Consider the following 17892-nt stretch of genomic DNA (forward strand, 5'->3'; position numbering starts at 1 on the left):
GGTGGGAGGGCGGGGAGGCCCACACCCGCGTCGATGACGGCGTGCGCGAGGGCGGCGAAGTCTCGATGTTCTACGATCCCATGATCGCCAAGCTCATCACCTGGGCGCCCACGCGAGAGGAAGCGATCGATGCCCAGATCGCCGCGCTCGACGCGTTCGAGATCGAGGGGCCGGGGACCAACCTCGATTTCCTGTCCGCGCTGATGCAGCATCCGCGCTTCCGATCGGGCAACATCACGACCGGCTTCATCGCGGAGGAATATCCCGACGGGTTCCACGGCGCACCCGCATCGGGCGACCTGCTGAAAACGCTGGCTGCGGTCGCCGCTTTCGCCGCGACTGCCGAGGCGGACCGGGCTCGGCGTGCGGACGGGCAGCTCGGGCAACGGCTACGCCCGCCGGCGGACTGGGTCGTGCGCGCGGGCAAGATCGATCATGCGGTCAGCATCTCGACCGACGGGATCGTCGTCGATGGCTACGAACTGGAAATTGGGATCGAATACACCCCCGGCGACCGGCTGGTTTCGGTCGATACCGACGACGGCGTGCTGTCGGTCAAGCTGGCGCGCACGCGCACCGGGTTCCGACTGACGACGCGCGGCGCGAGCCACGCCGTGCGCGTTCTCCCTGCGCGGATCGCGCCACATGCCGAGCATCTGATCGAGAAGGTGCCCCCCGATCTGTCGAAGTTCCTGATCGCGCCGATGCCGGGGCTGCTCGTCCGGCTCGATGTGAGCGAGGGCGACAAGGTCGAGGCCGGCCAGCCGCTCGCGGTCGTGGAGGCCATGAAGATGGAGAATATCCTGCGCGCGGAGAAGTCCGCGGTGGTGAAGTCGCTGTCGGCAAAGGCGGGGGATAGCCTCAGCGTCGATCAGGTCATCCTGGAGCTGGAATAGATACCGGTGACGGGAGGTGGCATCCCGTCGTTCTGAACGAAGCCGCAGATATCGTCACACATTGCGACACAAAAGCGCTGGACGACGGCCGGTGTGGTGGTCATCCATGACGCAATGACGTTTCGTACCCGTTCCCTGCTCCTAAGCGCCGCGGCATTGGCGGGTTGCACCGTTGGCCCGGACTACCGTCCGAAGAGCGCCGCGGAGTTGGGCGTGCCCGACGCCTATTCGGTCACTGCTGCGCCGACGCGTGAGGATCTGACGCGCTGGTGGAGCAAATTCGACGATCCTGTCCTGGGCCAGCTCGTCGAGCAGGCTGCGTCCGCCAATCTCGACGTCGCGCAAGCGGTCGCGCGGCTGCGGCAGGCGCGCGAGGCGCTCGTGGTCAGCCGGGCGAGCCTGTTGCCCAGTCTCAACGGCTCTGCGGGGTATAGCCGGTCGGAGCCGTTGCGCGGCGGCGGCACGACGATCACGCTGCCCGATGGCACGGTGACGACGGCCGGCGGCGGTGGGCGCAACAGCTTCTCACTCGGGCTCGACGCCAATTATCAGGTCGGCCTTTTCGGCGAGGTGCGGCGCACGGTCGAGGCGAGCCGCGCGCAATATGAAGCGTCCGGTTTCGACTATGCGACGGTGCTGCTGTCGGTCGAGAGCGAGGTCGCGCAGAATTATGTGCTGGCGCGCGCGTATCAGGCGCAGCTTGCGAACGCGCAGGCGAACCTTGTCATCCAGGACGACAATCTGGAGATCGCCGGATACCGCGTGCAGGCCGGGCTCGTCTCGTCGGTCGATGCCGAGCAGGCGCGCGCGACGCGCGCACAGACCGCGGCGTCGATCCCGCAGATCGAACAGCAATATAATGCGGCGGTATCGCGGCTCGGCGTGCTGACCGCGCAGGCGCCGGGTGCGCTGAAGCCGCTGCTCGCTGCGCCCAAGCCAATCCCGCGCGGCCCCGCGACGGTCGGGGCGGGCATCCCCGCCGATGCGCTTCGCCAGCGTCCCGACGTGCGCGCAGCCGAACGCAACCTCGCCGCGGCGACGGCCAATATCGGCGTCGCCAAGGCCCAGCTTTACCCAGCGCTCGCGATCAGCGGCAGTCTGGACGCCAATGCGACCAGCTTCGGCAATATCCTCGACACGATCACCGGCGGGCTGTTCGCGGGGCTGACTCAGGCGATCTTCAACGGCGGGCGGTTGCGCGCGGAAGTGCGGTCGAACGAGGCCGCCGCCGACGCGGCCTTTGCCGCCTATAAGTCGACGGTTCTGACCGCACTGGAGGATATCGAGAATGCGGTCGTCGCGATGCGGAGCGCCGAGGAGCGCGAGAAGCAGTTTGCGATCGCCTATGACGCGTCGAACAATTCGGCGATCCTTGCGCGCAGCCAGTATCGCACCGGCCTGACCGATTTCACGACGCTCAACACGCAGGAGGCCGCGCTGATCTCGGCGCGCAACGGGCTGGTTCAGGCCCGGTCCGACAAGGCGACCGCACTCGTCGCGCTTTATGTCGCGCTCGGCGGCGGCTGGGATGCCACCACGACACCCACGGCCCCGCCGCGGGTCACCACCCCGGGACAGAATTGATGGCCGACGAAACCGATGAATTTCTGGGTGTGAAGCCGCAGCCGGCGTGGCGTCGCTATGCCAAATGGGGGGCGGTCGCGGTCGGCGTCATCCTGCTTCTGCTGCTGCTCAAGAGCTGCTTGGGCGGGGCGGCGGCGACCGACTATGCGACGACCCCGGTCGAGCGCGGCGACCTGACGACGACGGTGTCGGCGACGGGCAAGCTCGCGCCGACCAATCAGGTGACGGTGGGGTCGCAGCTTTCGGGGCTGGTGACGCAGGTGCTGGTGGACGTGAACGACCGGGTGACCGCGGGTCAGCCGCTCGCCCAGATCGATCCCGAGCAGCTCGACGACCAGATTCGGCAGGGTCAGGCGCAGCTTGCCGCCAACCAGGCGAGCGTCAACCAGGCGCGCGCGACAGTTGCGGAATCACAGGCGCAGCTCGCGCGGCTGGAGGAAGTCTACAAGCTGTCGGGCGGCAAGGTGCCATCGAAGACCGAGCTCCAGACCGGGCGCGCCGATGCGCAGCGCGCGAACGCGGCGCTGAAGGTCGCGCAGGCGAACGTCGTGGCGGCGCAGGCGACGCTCGCGCAGAGCCAGACCCAGCGCGCACGGGCGATCATCAAGAGCCCGGTGAACGGCGTCGTCCTCGCCCGCCAGGTTGATCCCGGCCAGACCGTCGCGTCGTCGTTCAACACCCCCACGCTGTTCGTCATCGCCGAAGACCTTACCAAGATGAAGCTGGAAGTCGCGATCGACGAGGCGGACGTGGGATCGGTGAAGCAGGGGCAAAGCGCGTCGTTCACCGTCGACGCTTTTCCCGGCAAGACTTTCCCGGCGACGATCACGCGGGTCGATGTCGGGTCGAACCTGTCGGTGCAGGCGGCAAGCTCGTCCACGACGACGACCAGCACCTCGACCAGCCAGGTCGTGTCCTATGCCGCCGACCTGTCGGTCGCGAACCCGACGCAGGAGCTGCGCCCGGGGATGACCGCGACGGCGGATATCGTGACATCGGCGAAGAAGAACGTCCTCCTCGTCCCCAACGCCGCGCTGCGCTTCAAGCCGACGAGCGACGGGCCTTCGAGCGCGCAAGGCAGCGGCGGGATCACGGGTGCGCTCACCTTCCGTCCGCGCCGCGGCAACCGCGCCGATCGCACCGCGACGATCGGGCGCGGCGGCAGCCAGACGGTGTATGTGAAGGGCGAGGACGGCCAGCCCAAGGCGGTGCAGATCACCACCGGCGATACCGACGGCACGCAGACCGAAGTCCTCTCGGGCGATCTCAAGCCGGGAATGCAGGTCATCACCGGTCAACTTGCCGGCGGCGGCGATCAGTCCTCGTCACGCGGCGGCGGTCGCCGGCAGGGCGGCGGCCAGCGTGGCGGCGGGGGCGGTGCAGGTGGCTGACGCGCCGCTCATCTGTCTGCGCGGCGTCACCAAGACCTATGGCGAGGGCGCGACGCAGTTCCAGGCGCTGAAGGGTGTCGATCTGGACATCGCCGCCGGCGATTTCGTCGCGGTGATGGGGCCGTCAGGCTCGGGCAAGTCGACGACGATGAACATCCTCGGCTGTCTCGACGTGCCGAGCGCCGGCACGTTCCTGTTCCGCGGCCATCATGTCGAGGCGCTCGACCGCGATCAGCGCGCGTTGTTGCGGCGCAAATATCTCGGCTTCGTCTTCCAGGGCTTCAACCTCCTTTCGCGTACGTCGGCGCTGGAGAATGTCGAGCTGCCGCTGCTCTACCGCGGCGACGAGAAGAAGGCGCGGCGTGAGGCGGCGATGGCCGCGCTCGACAAGGTGGGCCTGAAGGACTGGTGGGATCACACGCCGGCCGAACTGTCCGGCGGCCAGCAGCAGCGCGTCGCCATCGCCCGCGCGATCGTCACCAGCCCCGACGTCCTGCTGGCGGACGAGCCGACCGGCAATCTCGATTCCGAACGCTCGGTCGAGATCATGGAACTGCTGACCGATCTCAACCGGGCGGCCGGCATCACCGTCCTGATGGTCACCCACGAACCCGACATGGCCGCGTTCGCGCGCACCGTCGTCCACTTCAAGGACGGATTGGTAGAGCGGATCGAAGCCCGGCATGTCCAGGGTGAGGCGGTGAGCGCGTGACATCATCGGGGCATATTTCCGTTTGGGCTGAGCGACGTCGAAGCCGCTGCGCGGCCCTTCGACTTCGCTCAGGGCAAACGGCATGCGGGGTCGGGCGCTGATGCTCGGCACCACCGTCATCCTCGCGCTGCGGTCGATCCGGCGGCATCTGCTGCGGTCGTTCCTGACCATTCTCGGCATCGTTATCGGCGTCGGCGCGGTCGTCACGATGGTGACGCTGGGCAAGGCGACGACGGCTGCGGTGCAGACGCAGATCGCCGCGCTCGGCACCAACATCCTTCAGGTGCGGCCGGGCCAGGGGTTCGGGCGCGGTGGTGGTGGTCCGCCGCCGCCGCCGCTGACCGACGATTATCTCGAGCCGATCCGCCGGCAGATCAACGGCGTCACCGCGGTCGCCCCGCAGGTGCAGCGCAGCGTCACCGCGATCTATTCGGGCGCGAACTGGACGACGACGGTCAACGGCACGACCGACGCCTATTTCAAGGTCCAGCCCTGGCCACTCACCGCCGGGCGCACCTTCGAACCGGCAGAGGAGCAAGCGGGCAAGGCGGTCTGCATCCTCGGCAATACGGTGGTCAAGAACCTGTTCGCGCGCACCGATCCGGTCGGCAAGCGGCTGCGCGTCAACGATATTTCCTGCACCGTCATCGGGACGCTTTCGACCAAGGGGCAGGCCGGGTTCGGCGGCGATCAGGACGATACAGTGCTCATGCCCCTGAAGACCGTCCAGCGGCGACTGACCGGCGACGACAAGATCGCGGCCATCCTCGTCGGCGTCGATCAGGCCTATGACACCACACAGGTGCAGGCATCGCTCACCAGCCTGCTTCGCCAGCTTCGCCATCTGGAAGCCGGCAAGGACGACGATTTCAACATCTTCGATACCAAGCAGATTTCGGATACGCTTACCGGCACGACGACGCTCCTGACCCGCATCGTCGCTGCGGTGGCCGCGATCAGCCTGGTCGTCGGCGGGATCGGGATCATGAACATCATGCTCGTCTCGGTCACGGAGCGGACGCGCGAGATCGGCATCCGGCTCGCGATCGGCGCGGTCGCGAACGAGGTGCTGCTGCAGTTTCTGGTCGAGGCGGTTGCGCTGTCGTGCCTTGGCGGGCTGATCGGACTCGTCATCGCACAGATCGCGATCATCTCGATCGCGCCGCTGATGCAGGTGCCCTTCATTTTCGACGTGCGGATCAACCTGATCGCCTTTGCGATCTCCGCCGTGATCGGGGTCGTCTTCGGCTATTTCCCCGCGCGGCGGGCGGCGGCGCTCAACCCGATCGACGCGCTGCGCCACGAATAGGCGCGGCGCTTACCCCCGCCGTTCGGGGGCGTGGACGAGCTGCATCAGCCGTTCCAGGTCTTCGGGCGTGTCGATGTCGATGAGCTCCGCGGGGCTGGTGACGACGTGGCGGCCGGCACGGACGAGGTCGCGCGCACCCTGATCGCCCTTCAGCGACTGGAGGAAGCCGAACCGCCCGCGGCCGAAGACGGCGGGCGGGCAGGGGTTCACCCCGTCGCTCGAGGTGACGACCGCGTCGTCGCCCTCCACCGCATCGAACAGGCGGTAGATGTGCGTCGCGGTGACGCGCGGCATGTCCGCGAGCGCGATCAGCACCGCCTTCGCCTCGGTCTGCGCTGCGCGCGCGACCCCGAGTTTCACCGAATGCGCCATGCCGATTTCCGGCGCGTCGTTGTGGATGACCTCGCACGCGGCGAAATGCAACTTTGTCCCGTCCGTGACCACAAAGCGCGCGAGGAACGGCACCGCCTCGAGCGCGGTAACGACGTGCAGCCCGACCGGCTGGGCAAGGAACTCCGCCTCCAGCTTGTTGCCGCCGGGAAAGCGGGTCGATTGCCCCGCGGCGAGCAGGACGAGGGCAACATCCTCAGCGGCGATCATGGAAGGCTCCTATCATGGCGGCGGCGATCGACAGCGCGATTTCGGACGGGCCAACCGCGCCGATATCGAGCCCGACGGGGGCGTCGATCCGGTCGAGGTGGGTTTCCGATACACCCGCCGCGGCGAGCCGTTCGCGCCGTGCGGCATGGCTGCGACGTGAACCGAGCGCACCGACATAGGCGGTGGGTGCGGCGAGCGCGGCAATAAGCGCGGGGTCGTCGATCTTCGTGTCGTGGCTGAGCGTTACCACGGCGGTCGCCGGGCCGGGAGCATAGGCGGCGACCGCCTCATCGGGCCAGCGATCGTCGAGGGTGACGCCGGGGAAGCGTTCATTCGTCAGGAAGCGCGCGCGCGGATCGATGACGAGGACCTCGATTCCCAGCGTCTGCGCGAGGGCGGCGAGGCTCTGCGCGATCTGCACCGCGCCGACGATCAGCAGCCGCCGCGGCGGATCGTAGCGGTTGACGAAGGCCGAGCCCTCAAGGGGGCGCAGCGAGCTCTGGCCGCTATCGAGATCGGTCGTGACGGTCAGCGCCTGTCCCGCGTCGCGCGCCTCCGCGATACGATCGAACAGTTCGGGGTCAAAGCCCTCGGCCGACACAGGCTGGACGAGCACCGAAATTTCGCCGCCGCAGGGAAGGCCGACTTCCCACGCGGCAGCGTCCGCTACGCCATATGTCTTGAGCTGAAAGGGTTCGCCGGCGATGACACCGGCGGCGGCCGCGAGGATATCCGTTTCCACACAGCCACCCGACACCGACCCTTCGAAACGGCCGTCGGCATGGACGATCATATGGCTGCCCCGTGGGCGCGGCGCCGATCCCCAGGTGGAGACGACGGTCGCAAGCGCCAGCGGCTCGCCCTTCCATGCGCTGGCGGCGGCGAGGACGGTATCATTTTCGGCCATCAGGCGTCCTTCAGAGATCGGGCAGGCCGGCGAGCAGCTTGTCGGGCGTGATCGGAAAATCGCGCACCCGGACCCCGCACGCATTGTAGATCGCATTGGCGACCGCCGCCGCCGCACCCGAAATGCCGAGCTCGCCGATCCCCTTCGCGCCGACCGGGTTGGCGTGACGATCGATCTCCTCGACGAACGACGCCTCGATCTGGGGGACGTCGGCATTTGCGGGAATGTGATATTCGCCGAGGTCGCGGTTCACATACGCGCCGGTGCGCTGATCGACGACGGCATGTTCGTGGAGCGCATAGCCCAGACCCCAGATCATCCCGCCGATCGCCTGGCTGCGCGCGGTCTTGGCATTGAGGATACGGCCGCAATCGAAGACGCCGAGCATCCGTTTCACACGCGTCTCGCCGGTCACCGCATTGACCCGGACCTCGGCGAATTGGGCGCCGTGGGTGGCTTGCGAAAAGCTGCTGTTGTTCTTGCCCGGATGGATCGTACCGATCGCTTCGATCTGCGCGTCGCCGACCAGATCGGACAGCGCGACGCGCCGATTGCCGGCGATGGCGTGGCCGTCCTTCAGGGTCATGTCGGACGGTTTGGCGTCCATACGCTTCGCGATCTCCGCAACGACATCCTCGCACGCGAGCGCGACCGAGGATGCGCTGGAGGCGGCGCCGAACGACCCGCCCGACCCTGCGCCGGTCGGGAAGTCACTGTCGCCAAGCCGCACGTCCACGTGATCGACGGGCAGGCCAAGCGCTTCGCCCGCGACCTGGGCCAGGATCGAGTAGGTGCCGGTGCCGATATCGGTCATGTCGGTTTCGATGGTCGCATGGCCATCGCCCGACAGCCGCACGCGGGCCGACGAGTCCGCTAGGAAATTGACCCTCGCCGCGGTCGCCATGCCGAGTCCGATCAGCCATTCGCCTTCACGCCGCGCGCCGGGTTGGGGGTTCCACGCATCCCATCCGAACGCCTTCGCACCCTCGTCGAAGCAATCGAGCAGGCGACGCGAGGAAAAGGGCTTGCCGCTCGTCGGATCGACCTCAGGCTCGTTGCGGCGGCGCAGTTCGAGCGGATCGATCCCGAGCTTCTCGGCAAGTTCGTCCACCGCGCATTCCAGCCCGATCATCCCCACCGCCTCGCCCGGCGCGCGCACCGCGCCGGTGGGGGTGAGGTTCAGCGTCACGATTTTCGTCGTGAAGCGGCGCGCGGGCGCTGCGTAGAGCCCGACCGAGCCGAGCGCCACGGGCTCGAAAAAGCCGCCGCCCGGCTTTTGGCTGACATGGCTGTCCTGCCCGATCCCGGTCAGCGTGCCTTCGCTGTTCGCCGCGAGGCGCAACCGCTGCTGCGTGTCGGACCGGCCATAGACCGAATGAAAGAGCTGCTGCCGGGTCAGCGACACCTTGCATGGCCGGCCGAGTCGCTGCGCGCCGATCGCGGCAAGCACCGTTTCCGGCCCGCCGATCTTCCCGCCGAATCCGCCGCCGATATAGTGTGAGATGATCCGCAGCTTGTCCGGCGCCAGATCGAGCGACTTCGCGATCATGCCCTGCGCGAAGCCGAAGAGCTGGATCGAGCCGTAGAGCGTCAGCGTATCGCCGTTCCAGTCCGCCATCGCCGCATGCGGCTCCATTGCCGCATGGACCTGGCGCGGCGTGTCGTAGGTGACGTCGATCGCGGCATCGGCGGACGCCATCGCGGCGTCGAGATCGCCTTTCACGACGTCAGGCAGCATCGCGCCCTCCGCCGGCCCGCTCGCTGCGTCGGCGTTCGCCATCATGGCGTAGTCGCCGTTCTCCGCGACATGGACGACGTCCACCGCGAGCGCCGCAGCGCGTGCGGCCTCGAAACTGTCGGCAAAGGCGACGCCGACGATCTCGCCATAGCTTTCGAAGGTGCCGGTGACGCGGTTCATCATCTCGGCGCGGATCAGCGGGCTTTCGCGCGGCAGGCGCGGATCGTCGGTGATGATGGCGAGGACACCGGGCAGGCGTTCCGCCGCTCCCGTGTCGATCCGCGTCACCCGGCCCTTGGCTGCGGCGACTGTGATCGCGACGCCGTAGGCGATCGGCCGGTCGAACGCGAACTCCGCGGCATAGGTCGCGGCGCCGGCGACCTTGGCGGGGCCGTCCTTGCGGTCGATCGGCTGGCCGAGCACGCCCTGCACCCCGCGATCGAGCGCCAGGCCCTCATGCGCTGCGTCCATGCGGTATTCGGTCATGCCCGGTTCTCCTGCCGACGAACGGCGCGCGTTTCGGTGCCTGCGATGCGGGGATTCATCCTGCGATCCCCGTCAATTGCCGCAGCGACGCAATGAGCGTGCGGCGCATCAGCGGAATCTTGAAATCGTTCGCGCCGAACCCGCGTGCATCGGCGAGCAGCGCATCGGCCGCGGCGTTGAACGCGTCGTCGCCCGGCGCCTCGCCGACCAGCACCGCCTCCACGCCCTCGTCGCGCCAGGGCATTGGACCGAGTCCGCCGAAAGCGAGGGTAGCGGAGGCGATCTTCCCCTCCGCTACCCGCACCACCCCCGCGACCGAAACAAGCGCGAAGGCATAGGACGCGCGGTCGCGGACCTTGCGGTAGAGGTGCCGCGCACCCTCGACGGGGGCGGGCAGCTCGACATGGGTGATGAGTTCGCCCGGCTCCAGCACGGTCTCGATCTCGGGCGTTTCGCCGGGGAGGCGGTAGAAATCGTGGATCGATATCCGCCGCCGGTCGCCGTCCGGCTTGAGCGTCAGGATCGTCGCATCGAGCGCGCGCATCGCGACGGGCATGTCGCCGGGATGGGTCGCGATGCACTGTTCGCTCGTCCCCAGCACCGCGAGGATACGGTTGAACCCGTCGCGCGCATCGCAACCGCTGCCGGGGTCACGCTTGTTGCAGCGCGCGGCGATGTCATAAAAATAACAGCAGCGCGTCCGCTGGAGCAGATTGCCGCCCGTCGTCGCCTTGTTGCGCAGCTGCCCCGATGCGCCAGCGAGCAACGCGCGCGCTAATACTTCATACTTCGCGATGACGCGCGGATCGGCGGCGAGATCGCTGTTCGGAACGAGCGCGCCGATCGTCAGCCCGCCATCCCCGCGCTCCTCGATCCCGGCCAGATCGAGCCGGCTGATATCGACGAGCTTCGTCGGGGTTTCGATCTGCAGTTTCATCAGGTCGAGCAGGTTGGTGCCGCCCGCGATGAACCTCACGCCCGCGCCGCTGGCCCGGACCGCGGCTTCGGGGCTGTCGGCCCTCGCGTAATCGAACGTCCTCATTCCGCCGCCTCCGCAAGCCCGGTGTCGGCCGCGGCAACTTCGCGGATCGCGTCAACGATGTTCGGGTAGGCCGAGCAGCGACACAGATTGCCGCTCATCCGTTCCGAAATCTCGTCGTCGTCGAAGCCGGGACGGGCCAGGTCGGCCGAAACATGGCTCGGCCAGCCCTTCGCCACCTCATCCAGCATGCCGACCGCCGAGCATATCTGCCCCGGTGTGCAATAGCCGCATTGATAGCCGTCAGCCTTCACGAACGCCGCCTGCATGGGCGAGAGATTGTCGGGCGTGCCAAGTCCCTCGATCGTCATAATGTCATCGTCCTGATGCATCACCGCCAGCGTGAGACAGCTATTGATCCGCCGCCCGTTCACCAGCACCGTGCACGCCCCGCACTGGCCGTGGTCGCAGCCCTTCTTGGTGCCGGTCAGCCCCAGATGTTCGCGCAATACGTCGAGCAGCGAGGCGCGGATGTCGGGTTCGGCGTTCAGCGTCGCGCCGTTGATGGTGAAATGCATGGCTCGCCCCTTGGAGTTCGCTTTCGAAACGCTTTCGCGCCGGTTGGTTTCCGCAATCCGCTTCACCGGCCCGGTCACTGGCCTCGTCTTCATCGCGCTGGCGTCGCAGCCTGTCGCGGCGCAGACTGCGCCGATGACCAGCAACGCGCTTTCCGCCCCGATCGTCATCGCGCACCGCGGCGCGAGCGGGCTGCGCCCCGAACACACGCTCGCGTCCTATGAACTCGCGATCGAGCAAGGCGCGGACTTCATCGAGCCGGACCTCGTGCCGACGAAGGACGACATCCTCGTCGCGCGGCACGAAAACGACATCACCGATACGACCGACGTCGCCGGGCACCGCGAATTCGCGGACCGCAGGACGACGAAGACGATCGACGGGGAGAAACACACCGGCTGGTTCGTCGAGGACTTCACGCTTGCCGAGCTGAAGACGCTGCACGCGAAGGAGCGCCTGCCGCTGCTGCGCCCGGCCAATGCGAAGTTCGACGGCCGGTTCGAAATTCCGACGCTCGCCGAGATCATCGCGCTCGCCAAGCGCGCCACGAAGGTGACAGGGCGCACGATCGGCATCTATCCGGAAACCAAGCATCCGACCTATTTCGCGAGCATCGACCATCCGACTGACACGCTTTTGGTGAACCAACTACGCGACGCGGGGTGGGACTCGGCCGATGCGCCGGTGTTCATCCAGTCGTTCGAGGTGAAGAACCTGCAGCATATCGCGACGCTCACGAAAATTCGCCTGATCCAGCTCGTCGATGGCGCGGGCGGGCCTGCGGACGGCGCCGCGCCGAGCTACGCCGCGATGACGACCGCTGACGGGTTGAGAGCGATCGCGCGCTATGCCTGGGGAATCGGCCCGAACAAGGCGCAGCTGTGGAACGGGGACGCGCCAACCGCGCTCGTCGCCGACGCCCATGCGGCGGGGCTGCGCGTCCATCCCTGGACCTACCGCGCGGAGAATTATTTCCTGCCCTCCCGGTTTCGCAAGGGGATCAATCCGCGCGGTGCGGGCGACGTGGTGGGCGAAATCCGCGCCGCGCTGGCGCAGGGCATCGATGGCTTTTTCACCGATTTTACGGCATTGGGAGTTGAGGTCCGTAATGGCGGGCGCGGGGAGCACGAGTAATGCGTAAGATGCTGATTGTTCTGGCCTTGCCGCTGGCGCTCGGCCTTGGCGGGTGCGTGAAAACGGTGGCGAGCGTGGTGAAGGCACCCTTCCAGGCGGCAGGACAGGTGGTCGACTGGACGACGACGAGCCAGGACGAGGCCGATCGCAACTACGGCCGCAAGATGCGCAAGAAGGAAGCGCGCGAAGGACGCGAGCGCCGCGATTACGAGAAGCGCTGCCGCAAGGATCCGCAGAGCTGCCAGGGCTATGACGGCTATCAGGCCGCGGTGGACCAATAGTCGACGCTATGCTGCGTCACTCGATCAGTCTCATGACTTTAAGTGATTGGACAGATCAGCGGTGTGGGTCGAGGATCGCCCTTCGATAACCCCGAGCAGAAATGATTGGAGATGCGATGAACGCCGAGAGCCAGTGCCCCATGGGCGCATCGGGTGGGCCGACCAAGGACGGCGCGATTCAGGGCGCGCGTGTCGATGGCGCCGCCGTCCTCTTCGAGATGACCAACCGGCTGTGGTGGCCCAATCAGCTCGACATTTCGGTCCTCCACACCAACCCGCCCTCGGGCGATCCGATGGATGATGGGTTCGATTACGCCGAGGCGTTCAAGTCGCTCGACCTCGATGCGGTAAAGGCCGACATCACCGCGCTGATGACGGAGTCGCAGGATTGGTGGCCGGCGGATTTCGGCCATTACGGCCCGTTGTTTATCCGCATGGCGTGGCACGCGGCCGGCACCTACCGCATCGGCGACGGGCGCGGCGGCGCGGGCGCTGGGCAGCAGCGCTTCGCCCCGCTCAACAGCTGGCCGGACAACGCGAACCTCGACAAGGCGCGCATGCTGCTCTGGCCGATCAAGCAGAAATATGGGCGCAAGCTCAGCTGGGCCGACCTGCTGGTTCTCACCGGCAATGTCGCGCTGGAATCGATGGGCTTCGAGACTGCTGGCTTTGGCGGTGGCCGGGTCGATGTGTGGGAACCGGACCAGAGCGTGAACTGGGGCGCCGAGCGCGAATGGCTGGGCGATGAGCGCTATTCGGGCGACCGCGACCTCGCCCACCCGCTCGCCGCGGTCCAGATGGGGCTCATCTACGTCAATCCCGAAGGCCCGAACGGCAGCGGCGATCCCGTTGCCGCAGCAAAGGACATCCGCGAGACGTTCGCGCGCATGGCGATGAACGACGAGGAGACGGTCGCGCTGATCGCCGGCGGTCACACCTTCGGCAAGACCCACGGCGCCGCGGTGCCCGATCAATATGTCGGCGCCGAGCCGGAGGGCGCGGGCATCGAGATGCAGGCGCTTGGCTGGGCCAACAGCTTCGGCAAGGGCAATGCCGGCGATACGATCACCAGCGGGCTGGAGGTGACGTGGACGCAGGAGCCGACCAAATGGTCGAACCTGTTCTTCAAGAACCTGTTCGAGAACGAATGGGAACAGACGACGAGCCCGGCCGGCGCGAAGCAGTGGGTCGCGAAGGACGCGGCGGCGGACGTGCCGGATGCGCATGATCCGACAAAGATGCATCGCCCGACGATGCTGACCACCGACCTGTCGCTGCGCTTCGACCCGGATTATGAGAAGATTTCGCGCCGGTTCTACGAGAACCCCGATCAGTTCGCGAAGGCCTTTGCCGAGGCATGGTACAAGTTGACCCATCGCGACATGGGTCCGCTCGTCCGCCTGCTCGGCCCGGAAGTGCCGGCCGAACCGCGGCTTTGGCAGGACCCCGTGCCTGCCGCGACTGGCGCTGCGATGAGCGATGGCGACGTCGCCGATCTGAAGCAGCGTATCCTCGCATCGGGGCTCAGCGTTTCACAGCTGGTGAAGACGGCGTGGGCGTCCGCATCCAGCTTCCGCGCCACCGACAAGCGCGGCGGGGCCAACGGCGCGCGGATCCGGCTGGCGCCGCAAAAGGACTGGACGGTCAACGAGCCAGCCGAACTGGCGCAGGTGCTGTCGGTGCTGGAAGGTATCCAGCGCGATTTCGGCAGGGGCGTGAGCCTTGCCGACGTAATCGTGCTAGGCGGTTCGGCAGCGGTCGAGAAAGCCGCGAGGGATGCGGGGCATGACGTGACGGTGCCCTTCACGCCGGGCCGCACCGATGCGAGCCAGGACCAGACCGACGCTCAGTCCTTCGATCCGCTCGAGCCGCGCATCGACGCTTTCCGCAACTATGTCGGCGAAAGCTCGGTCTATTCCGACGAGGAACTGCTGGTCGATCGCGCGCATCTGCTCGGCCTGACCGCACCCGAGATGACGGTGCTGGTGGGCGGCCTGCGCGTGCTGGGCGCCAATCATGGCGGGTCACGGCACGGCGTGTTCACCGACCGGCCGGGACAGCTGACCAACGACTTCTTCCGCAATCTGCTTGGCACCAGCTTCACGATGACATGGGCGAAGGTCGATGACGGCACCTTCGTTGCCCGGGACCGCAAGACGGGCGAGCAGACATGGACCGGCACGCGGGTCGATCTGGTCTTCGGGTCGAACTCGCAACTGCGCGCGCTCGCCGAGGCCTATGCCACCGAGGATGCGGAAGGCCACTTCGTCAACGCCTTCGTTCGCGCCTGGACGAAGGTGATGAACGCGGACCGGTTCGACCTGCGCTGACGCCACGCTTCGGGTCGCACCGGGCGGACAGGGACGGGGTCTGGCGCGGTGCGCCGGATTCCGTTTTGCCGCTAAATGGATGCGCGATGAGCGGCATCTGCGGATCGTGGCTGGCAGAAGGCGAGCGCACGTAGTACCCGCCAGATGGTAAGCATACGGGCGCAAGAGGGGCTGGCTTGGTCGAACTGTCGGTAATTGCCGTGTCGCTGGGCGGCGGTTTGCTGGCGCTCCTCATCCTTGGCGCCGGGATTTTGTTCTATAAGGGACTGCGCCTGCGCGAGGCGACGGCTGCGGCGGAGGAAACGAACGTGCGACTGGCGGCGCTGCTGGCCAGCGCGCCGGCGATGGCGTTCACCGTTCGCGCGGATCGGCGGATCGACATGGCGCCCGCGCTGGCGACGGTCTTCGGCTTCGACCGTGCCCCGGCCGATCTTGGCGGGCTGCGCGGCGACAGTGCCGGATTGGGCGCGGAGGACCACGCTGCGCTCGCCCGCGGGGTCGAGGCGGCGCGCACGGCGGGGCGCGACTTCTCGCTTGTGATCATCCCGCAGGGCGGTGCTCGCACGCTGGTGCTCCGCGGCGCGCGGGCAGGCGATGGTTTCGGCACGCCGGGCGCGGTCGTGATCTGGGTCTTCGACGCGACCGACAGCGAGGCGCGGATGGCGCGGCTGCGCGACGAGCGCGACGGGCTGGCGCAGGCCTATGATGCGCTGACCGGGCTGATCGAGGCGGCGCCGTTGCCGATGTGGTATCGCGGCGGCGACCTGAAGCTGTCGATGGTGAACAGCGCGTATGTCGCCGCGGTCGAGGCGCGTGATGCGGGGGAGGTCATCGCGCGCGGGCTGGAACTGGTCGAGGCGGTCGGCGCGGGCGGGCCGCTTGCCGGGGCGGCAGCAGCGAAGGAGGGCGGGCGACCGCACGATCAGGCGGTGCCGGTGACGATCGACGGCGCGCGGCGGATGATGCGGGTGATCGACGTGCCGCTGCCGACCGGCGGGGTCGCCGGGTTCGCGCTCGATATCGACGAGCTGGAGCAGGCGCAGGGGCGGCTGGTCCGTTTCGGCGAGGCGCAGCGCGCGATGCTCGACCGGCTGTCGGCGGGGGTCGCGCAGTTCAGCGCCGATCGCAGCCTCATCTTCTGCAACCAGCCGTTTCGCCGCATGTTCGCGATGCGCACCGAATGGCTGGCCGACCGTCCTGAGTTCGACCGCGTGCTCGATCGCATGCGCGAGGCGAACCGGCTGCCGGAAGTGCGCGACTTTCCCGGATGGAAGGCGGAGCGGCGCGACTGGTTCGTGCCCGCAGAGGGCGCGATCGAGGAGACGTGGCATCTCGTCGGCGGCACGCACATTCGCGTCGTCGCGCAGCCGCTGCCCGATGGCGGCCTGCTGCTGATCTTCGAGGACCGGACCGAGCAGGTGCAGCTGGCGAGCGCGCGCGACACGCTGCTGCGGGTGCGCACCGCGACCTTCGACAATCTGTTCGAGGCGCTGGGCGTCTTCGCGGCGGACGGCCGCTTGCAGCTGTGGAACAACCGCTTCCGGGCGCTGTGGGGGTTCGAGGAGGAGTTCCTGAGCGCGCATCCGCGCGTCGATACCTTCGCGCAGGCCGCTGCGGATCGTCTCGCCAACCCTGCCCGCGCGTCGCTGATCGGCGAGCTGGTGCGATCCGCCACGATCGATCGCCAGCAGCGCGGCGGACGGGTGGCGTTTGCCGATGGGCGGCATTTCGAGTTCGCCGCAGTCCCTCTTCCGGATGGCAACGCGCTCTTCACGATGCTCGATATTTCCGACAGCCGCCGGATCGAGCAGGCGCTGCGCGACCGCAACGAAGCGCTGGTGGCGGCGGACAGCGTGAAGACCGCGTTCGTCGCGAACATGAGCTACGAACTGCGCACGCCGCTGACCTCGATCAGCGGCTTCGCGGAGATGCTTCACGGCGGCTATGCCGGCAAGCTGTCAAAGGACGCGGACGGCTATGTCGAGGCGATCCTCGATTCGGTCGAGCGGCTCGGCGTGCTGGTCGATGATGTGCTCGACCTCACCCAGTCGGAGGCCAATGCGGCGCTGACCCGCGAGGACATCGATCTGGGCGACGTGGCGCGTGCCGCCGTCGATACGCTGATGCCGCTGGCGACGCGCCGGAAGGTCGATTTCGTGGTGGAGATTTCGCGCACGGTGGGGCGCGCCTCGGGCGACCCGAAGCGGATCCGGCAGGCGGTCGAGCATCTGCTGCGCCACGCGATCAGCGCGGTTACAGAGGGCGGTCGTGTGCTGCTCCACGCCGACGGCAGCGCGACGCGGGCGCGGATCGTGGTGTCCGACGATGGCGCCGGGATGGATGCGGATGCCGTGGCGCACGCCTTCGATCGCTTCGCACGGCCGGGTGTGACGGGCGAGGGCGAGCGCGCGCTCGGCCTCGGCCTGCCGCTTGCGAAGCAGTTCGTCGAGGCGCACCGCGGCACGGTGCAGTTGGTGAGCGAACCCGGCGCGGGGACGCTCGTCACGATCGAGCTGCCGCGGCGATGATCCTGAAGAACGCGGCAGCCACCGAGGCGATCGGAGCGGACCTCGCACGGGTGGCGCGGGCGGGGGACGTCATCACGCTCGCCGGGCCGCTCGGCGCGGGCAAGACGAGCATCGCGCGCGGATTCCTCGCCGCACTCGGGTTAGCAGGCGAGGCGCCGAGCCCGACCTTTGCGATCGTCCAGCCCTATCAACCGCCTGAAGTGCGGATGCCGGTGCTGCACATCGACCTCTACCGGATCGACGCCGTTGCCGAGATCGAGGAGCTTGGTCTGGACGAGGCACGCGCGGATTCCGTGCTGCTCATCGAGTGGGCGGAGCGTGCGGGGGCCCACGCATGGCCCGACGCGCTCGCGCTGACGCTGGCGATCGAACCGGACGGCGCACGATGCTTGACTTGGGTGCGGCCAGCGGCATGGGAAGGCCGATGGAAAGCCTGACGCT

The 17892-nt window shown here is 67.7% G+C and carries 15 protein-coding genes; 10 read left to right on the forward strand and 5 right to left on the reverse strand.

What is annotated here, in order from left to right; all coding sequences use genetic code 11:
• The 5 genes from BOS5A_RS07160 to BOS5A_RS07180 form a co-directional block, all read left to right on the forward strand.
• On the forward strand, positions 1 to 896 hold an 896-nt coding region (locus tag BOS5A_RS07160), incomplete at its 5' end, for a biotin/lipoyl-containing protein (protein WP_151954570.1).
• A gap of 114 nt (positions 897 to 1010) precedes the next feature.
• Positions 1011 to 2480: an efflux transporter outer membrane subunit gene (locus BOS5A_RS07165; protein WP_151954571.1), complete on the forward strand. Its 1470-nt coding sequence runs from the start codon at positions 1011 to 1013 to the stop codon at positions 2478 to 2480.
• Positions 2480 to 3871 carry an efflux RND transporter periplasmic adaptor subunit gene (locus tag BOS5A_RS07170; RefSeq protein WP_151954572.1) on the forward strand — a complete coding sequence of 464 codons (1392 nt, stop codon included), beginning with the start codon at positions 2480 to 2482 and terminating at the stop codon, positions 3869 to 3871. Before BOS5A_RS07165 ends, BOS5A_RS07170 begins: the two co-directional genes overlap by 1 nt.
• On the forward strand, positions 3864 to 4583 hold the full coding sequence (locus tag BOS5A_RS07175) for an ABC transporter ATP-binding protein (protein WP_151954573.1): 720 nt from the start codon (positions 3864 to 3866) through the stop codon (positions 4581 to 4583). The genes BOS5A_RS07170 and BOS5A_RS07175 overlap by 8 nt, the downstream gene beginning before the upstream one ends.
• A 100-nt stretch (positions 4584 to 4683) precedes the next feature.
• A complete protein-coding gene (locus tag BOS5A_RS07180) occupies positions 4684 to 5892 on the forward strand; it encodes an ABC transporter permease (protein ID WP_151955879.1) in 1209 nt (402 codons plus the stop codon).
• 9 nt (positions 5893 to 5901) lie between these two features.
• Here the strand turns inward: BOS5A_RS07180 and BOS5A_RS07185 are convergent, their stop codons facing one another.
• The 5 genes from BOS5A_RS07185 to BOS5A_RS07205 are packed head-to-tail and all read right to left on the reverse strand — an operon-like array spanning position 5902 to position 11180.
• Complete coding sequence (locus tag BOS5A_RS07185) at positions 5902 to 6492, reverse strand: nucleotidyltransferase family protein (RefSeq protein ID WP_151954574.1); 591 nt, start codon at positions 6490 to 6492, stop codon at positions 5902 to 5904.
• Positions 6479 to 7399: an XdhC family protein gene (locus tag BOS5A_RS07190; RefSeq protein WP_151954575.1), complete on the reverse strand. Its 921-nt coding sequence runs from the start codon at positions 7397 to 7399 to the stop codon at positions 6479 to 6481. The genes BOS5A_RS07185 and BOS5A_RS07190 overlap by 14 nt, the downstream gene beginning before the upstream one ends.
• Before the next feature lie 10 nt (positions 7400 to 7409).
• Entirely contained in the window at positions 7410 to 9623 is a 2214-nt protein-coding gene (locus BOS5A_RS07195; protein WP_151954576.1) for a xanthine dehydrogenase family protein molybdopterin-binding subunit, read from the reverse strand.
• A gap of 55 nt (positions 9624 to 9678) precedes the next feature.
• The gene (locus BOS5A_RS07200; RefSeq protein ID WP_151954577.1) at positions 9679 to 10665 is read right to left on the reverse strand and encodes an FAD binding domain-containing protein; all 987 of its coding nucleotides are present in this window, start codon (positions 10663 to 10665) and stop codon (positions 9679 to 9681) included.
• Positions 10662 to 11180, reverse strand: coding sequence for a 2Fe-2S iron-sulfur cluster-binding protein (locus tag BOS5A_RS07205; RefSeq protein ID WP_151954578.1), 519 nt, complete (start codon positions 11178 to 11180; stop codon positions 10662 to 10664). The genes BOS5A_RS07200 and BOS5A_RS07205 overlap by 4 nt, the downstream gene beginning before the upstream one ends.
• Before the next feature lie 133 nt (positions 11181 to 11313).
• Between BOS5A_RS07205 and BOS5A_RS07210 the strand changes: the two genes are divergently transcribed.
• From BOS5A_RS07210 to tsaE, 5 genes are all read left to right on the forward strand, one after another.
• Positions 11314 to 12312, forward strand: a complete 999-nt coding sequence (locus BOS5A_RS07210) for a glycerophosphodiester phosphodiesterase (protein WP_151955880.1) — start codon at positions 11314 to 11316, stop codon at positions 12310 to 12312.
• On the forward strand, positions 12312 to 12593 hold the full coding sequence (locus BOS5A_RS07215) for a hypothetical protein (protein ID WP_151954579.1): 282 nt from the start codon (positions 12312 to 12314) through the stop codon (positions 12591 to 12593). Before BOS5A_RS07210 ends, BOS5A_RS07215 begins: the two co-directional genes overlap by 1 nt.
• Positions 12594 to 12709: 116 nt before the next feature.
• Entirely contained in the window at positions 12710 to 14923 is a 2214-nt protein-coding gene (katG, locus tag BOS5A_RS07220; RefSeq protein WP_199857273.1) for a catalase/peroxidase HPI, read from the forward strand.
• 176 nt (positions 14924 to 15099) lie between these two features.
• Positions 15100 to 17451, forward strand: coding sequence for a sensor histidine kinase (locus BOS5A_RS07225; RefSeq protein ID WP_151954580.1), 2352 nt, complete (start codon positions 15100 to 15102; stop codon positions 17449 to 17451).
• Positions 17448 to 17888 carry a tRNA (adenosine(37)-N6)-threonylcarbamoyltransferase complex ATPase subunit type 1 TsaE gene (tsaE, locus tag BOS5A_RS07230; protein ID WP_151954581.1) on the forward strand — a complete coding sequence of 147 codons (441 nt, stop codon included), beginning with the start codon at positions 17448 to 17450 and terminating at the stop codon, positions 17886 to 17888. The genes BOS5A_RS07225 and tsaE overlap by 4 nt, the downstream gene beginning before the upstream one ends.
• Positions 17889 to 17892 lie beyond the last annotated feature (4 nt).

It is taken from the genome of Sphingomonas sp. EC-HK361 (assembly GCF_902498785.1).
Classification (GTDB): Bacteria; Pseudomonadota; Alphaproteobacteria; order Sphingomonadales; family Sphingomonadaceae; genus Sphingomonas.

Bases quoted from the DNA above. Each gene is read 5' to 3' on its own strand.
- BOS5A_RS07195 (WP_151954576.1), bottom strand. From the start codon at position 9,623: ATGACCGAATACCGCATGGACGCAGCGCATGAGGGCCTGGCGCTCGAT.
- BOS5A_RS07200 (WP_151954577.1), bottom strand. From the start codon at position 10,665: ATGAGGACGTTCGATTACGCGAGGGCCGACAGCCCCGAAGCCGCGGTC.
- BOS5A_RS07165 (WP_151954571.1), top strand. From the start codon at position 1,011: ATGACGTTTCGTACCCGTTCCCTGCTCCTAAGCGCCGCGGCATTGGCG.
- BOS5A_RS07205 (WP_151954578.1), bottom strand. From the start codon at position 11,180: ATGCATTTCACCATCAACGGCGCGACGCTGAACGCCGAACCCGACATC.
- BOS5A_RS07170 (WP_151954572.1), top strand. From the start codon at position 2,480: ATGGCCGACGAAACCGATGAATTTCTGGGTGTGAAGCCGCAGCCGGCG.
- BOS5A_RS07185 (WP_151954574.1), bottom strand. From the start codon at position 6,492: ATGATCGCCGCTGAGGATGTTGCCCTCGTCCTGCTCGCCGCGGGGCAA.
- BOS5A_RS07180 (WP_151955879.1), top strand. From the start codon at position 4,684: ATGCTCGGCACCACCGTCATCCTCGCGCTGCGGTCGATCCGGCGGCAT.
- tsaE (WP_151954581.1), top strand. From the start codon at position 17,448: ATGATCCTGAAGAACGCGGCAGCCACCGAGGCGATCGGAGCGGACCTC.
- BOS5A_RS07190 (WP_151954575.1), bottom strand. From the start codon at position 7,399: ATGGCCGAAAATGATACCGTCCTCGCCGCCGCCAGCGCATGGAAGGGC.
- BOS5A_RS07210 (WP_151955880.1), top strand. From the start codon at position 11,314: ATGACCAGCAACGCGCTTTCCGCCCCGATCGTCATCGCGCACCGCGGC.
- BOS5A_RS07215 (WP_151954579.1), top strand. From the start codon at position 12,312: ATGCGTAAGATGCTGATTGTTCTGGCCTTGCCGCTGGCGCTCGGCCTT.
- katG (WP_199857273.1), top strand. From the start codon at position 12,710: ATGAACGCCGAGAGCCAGTGCCCCATGGGCGCATCGGGTGGGCCGACC.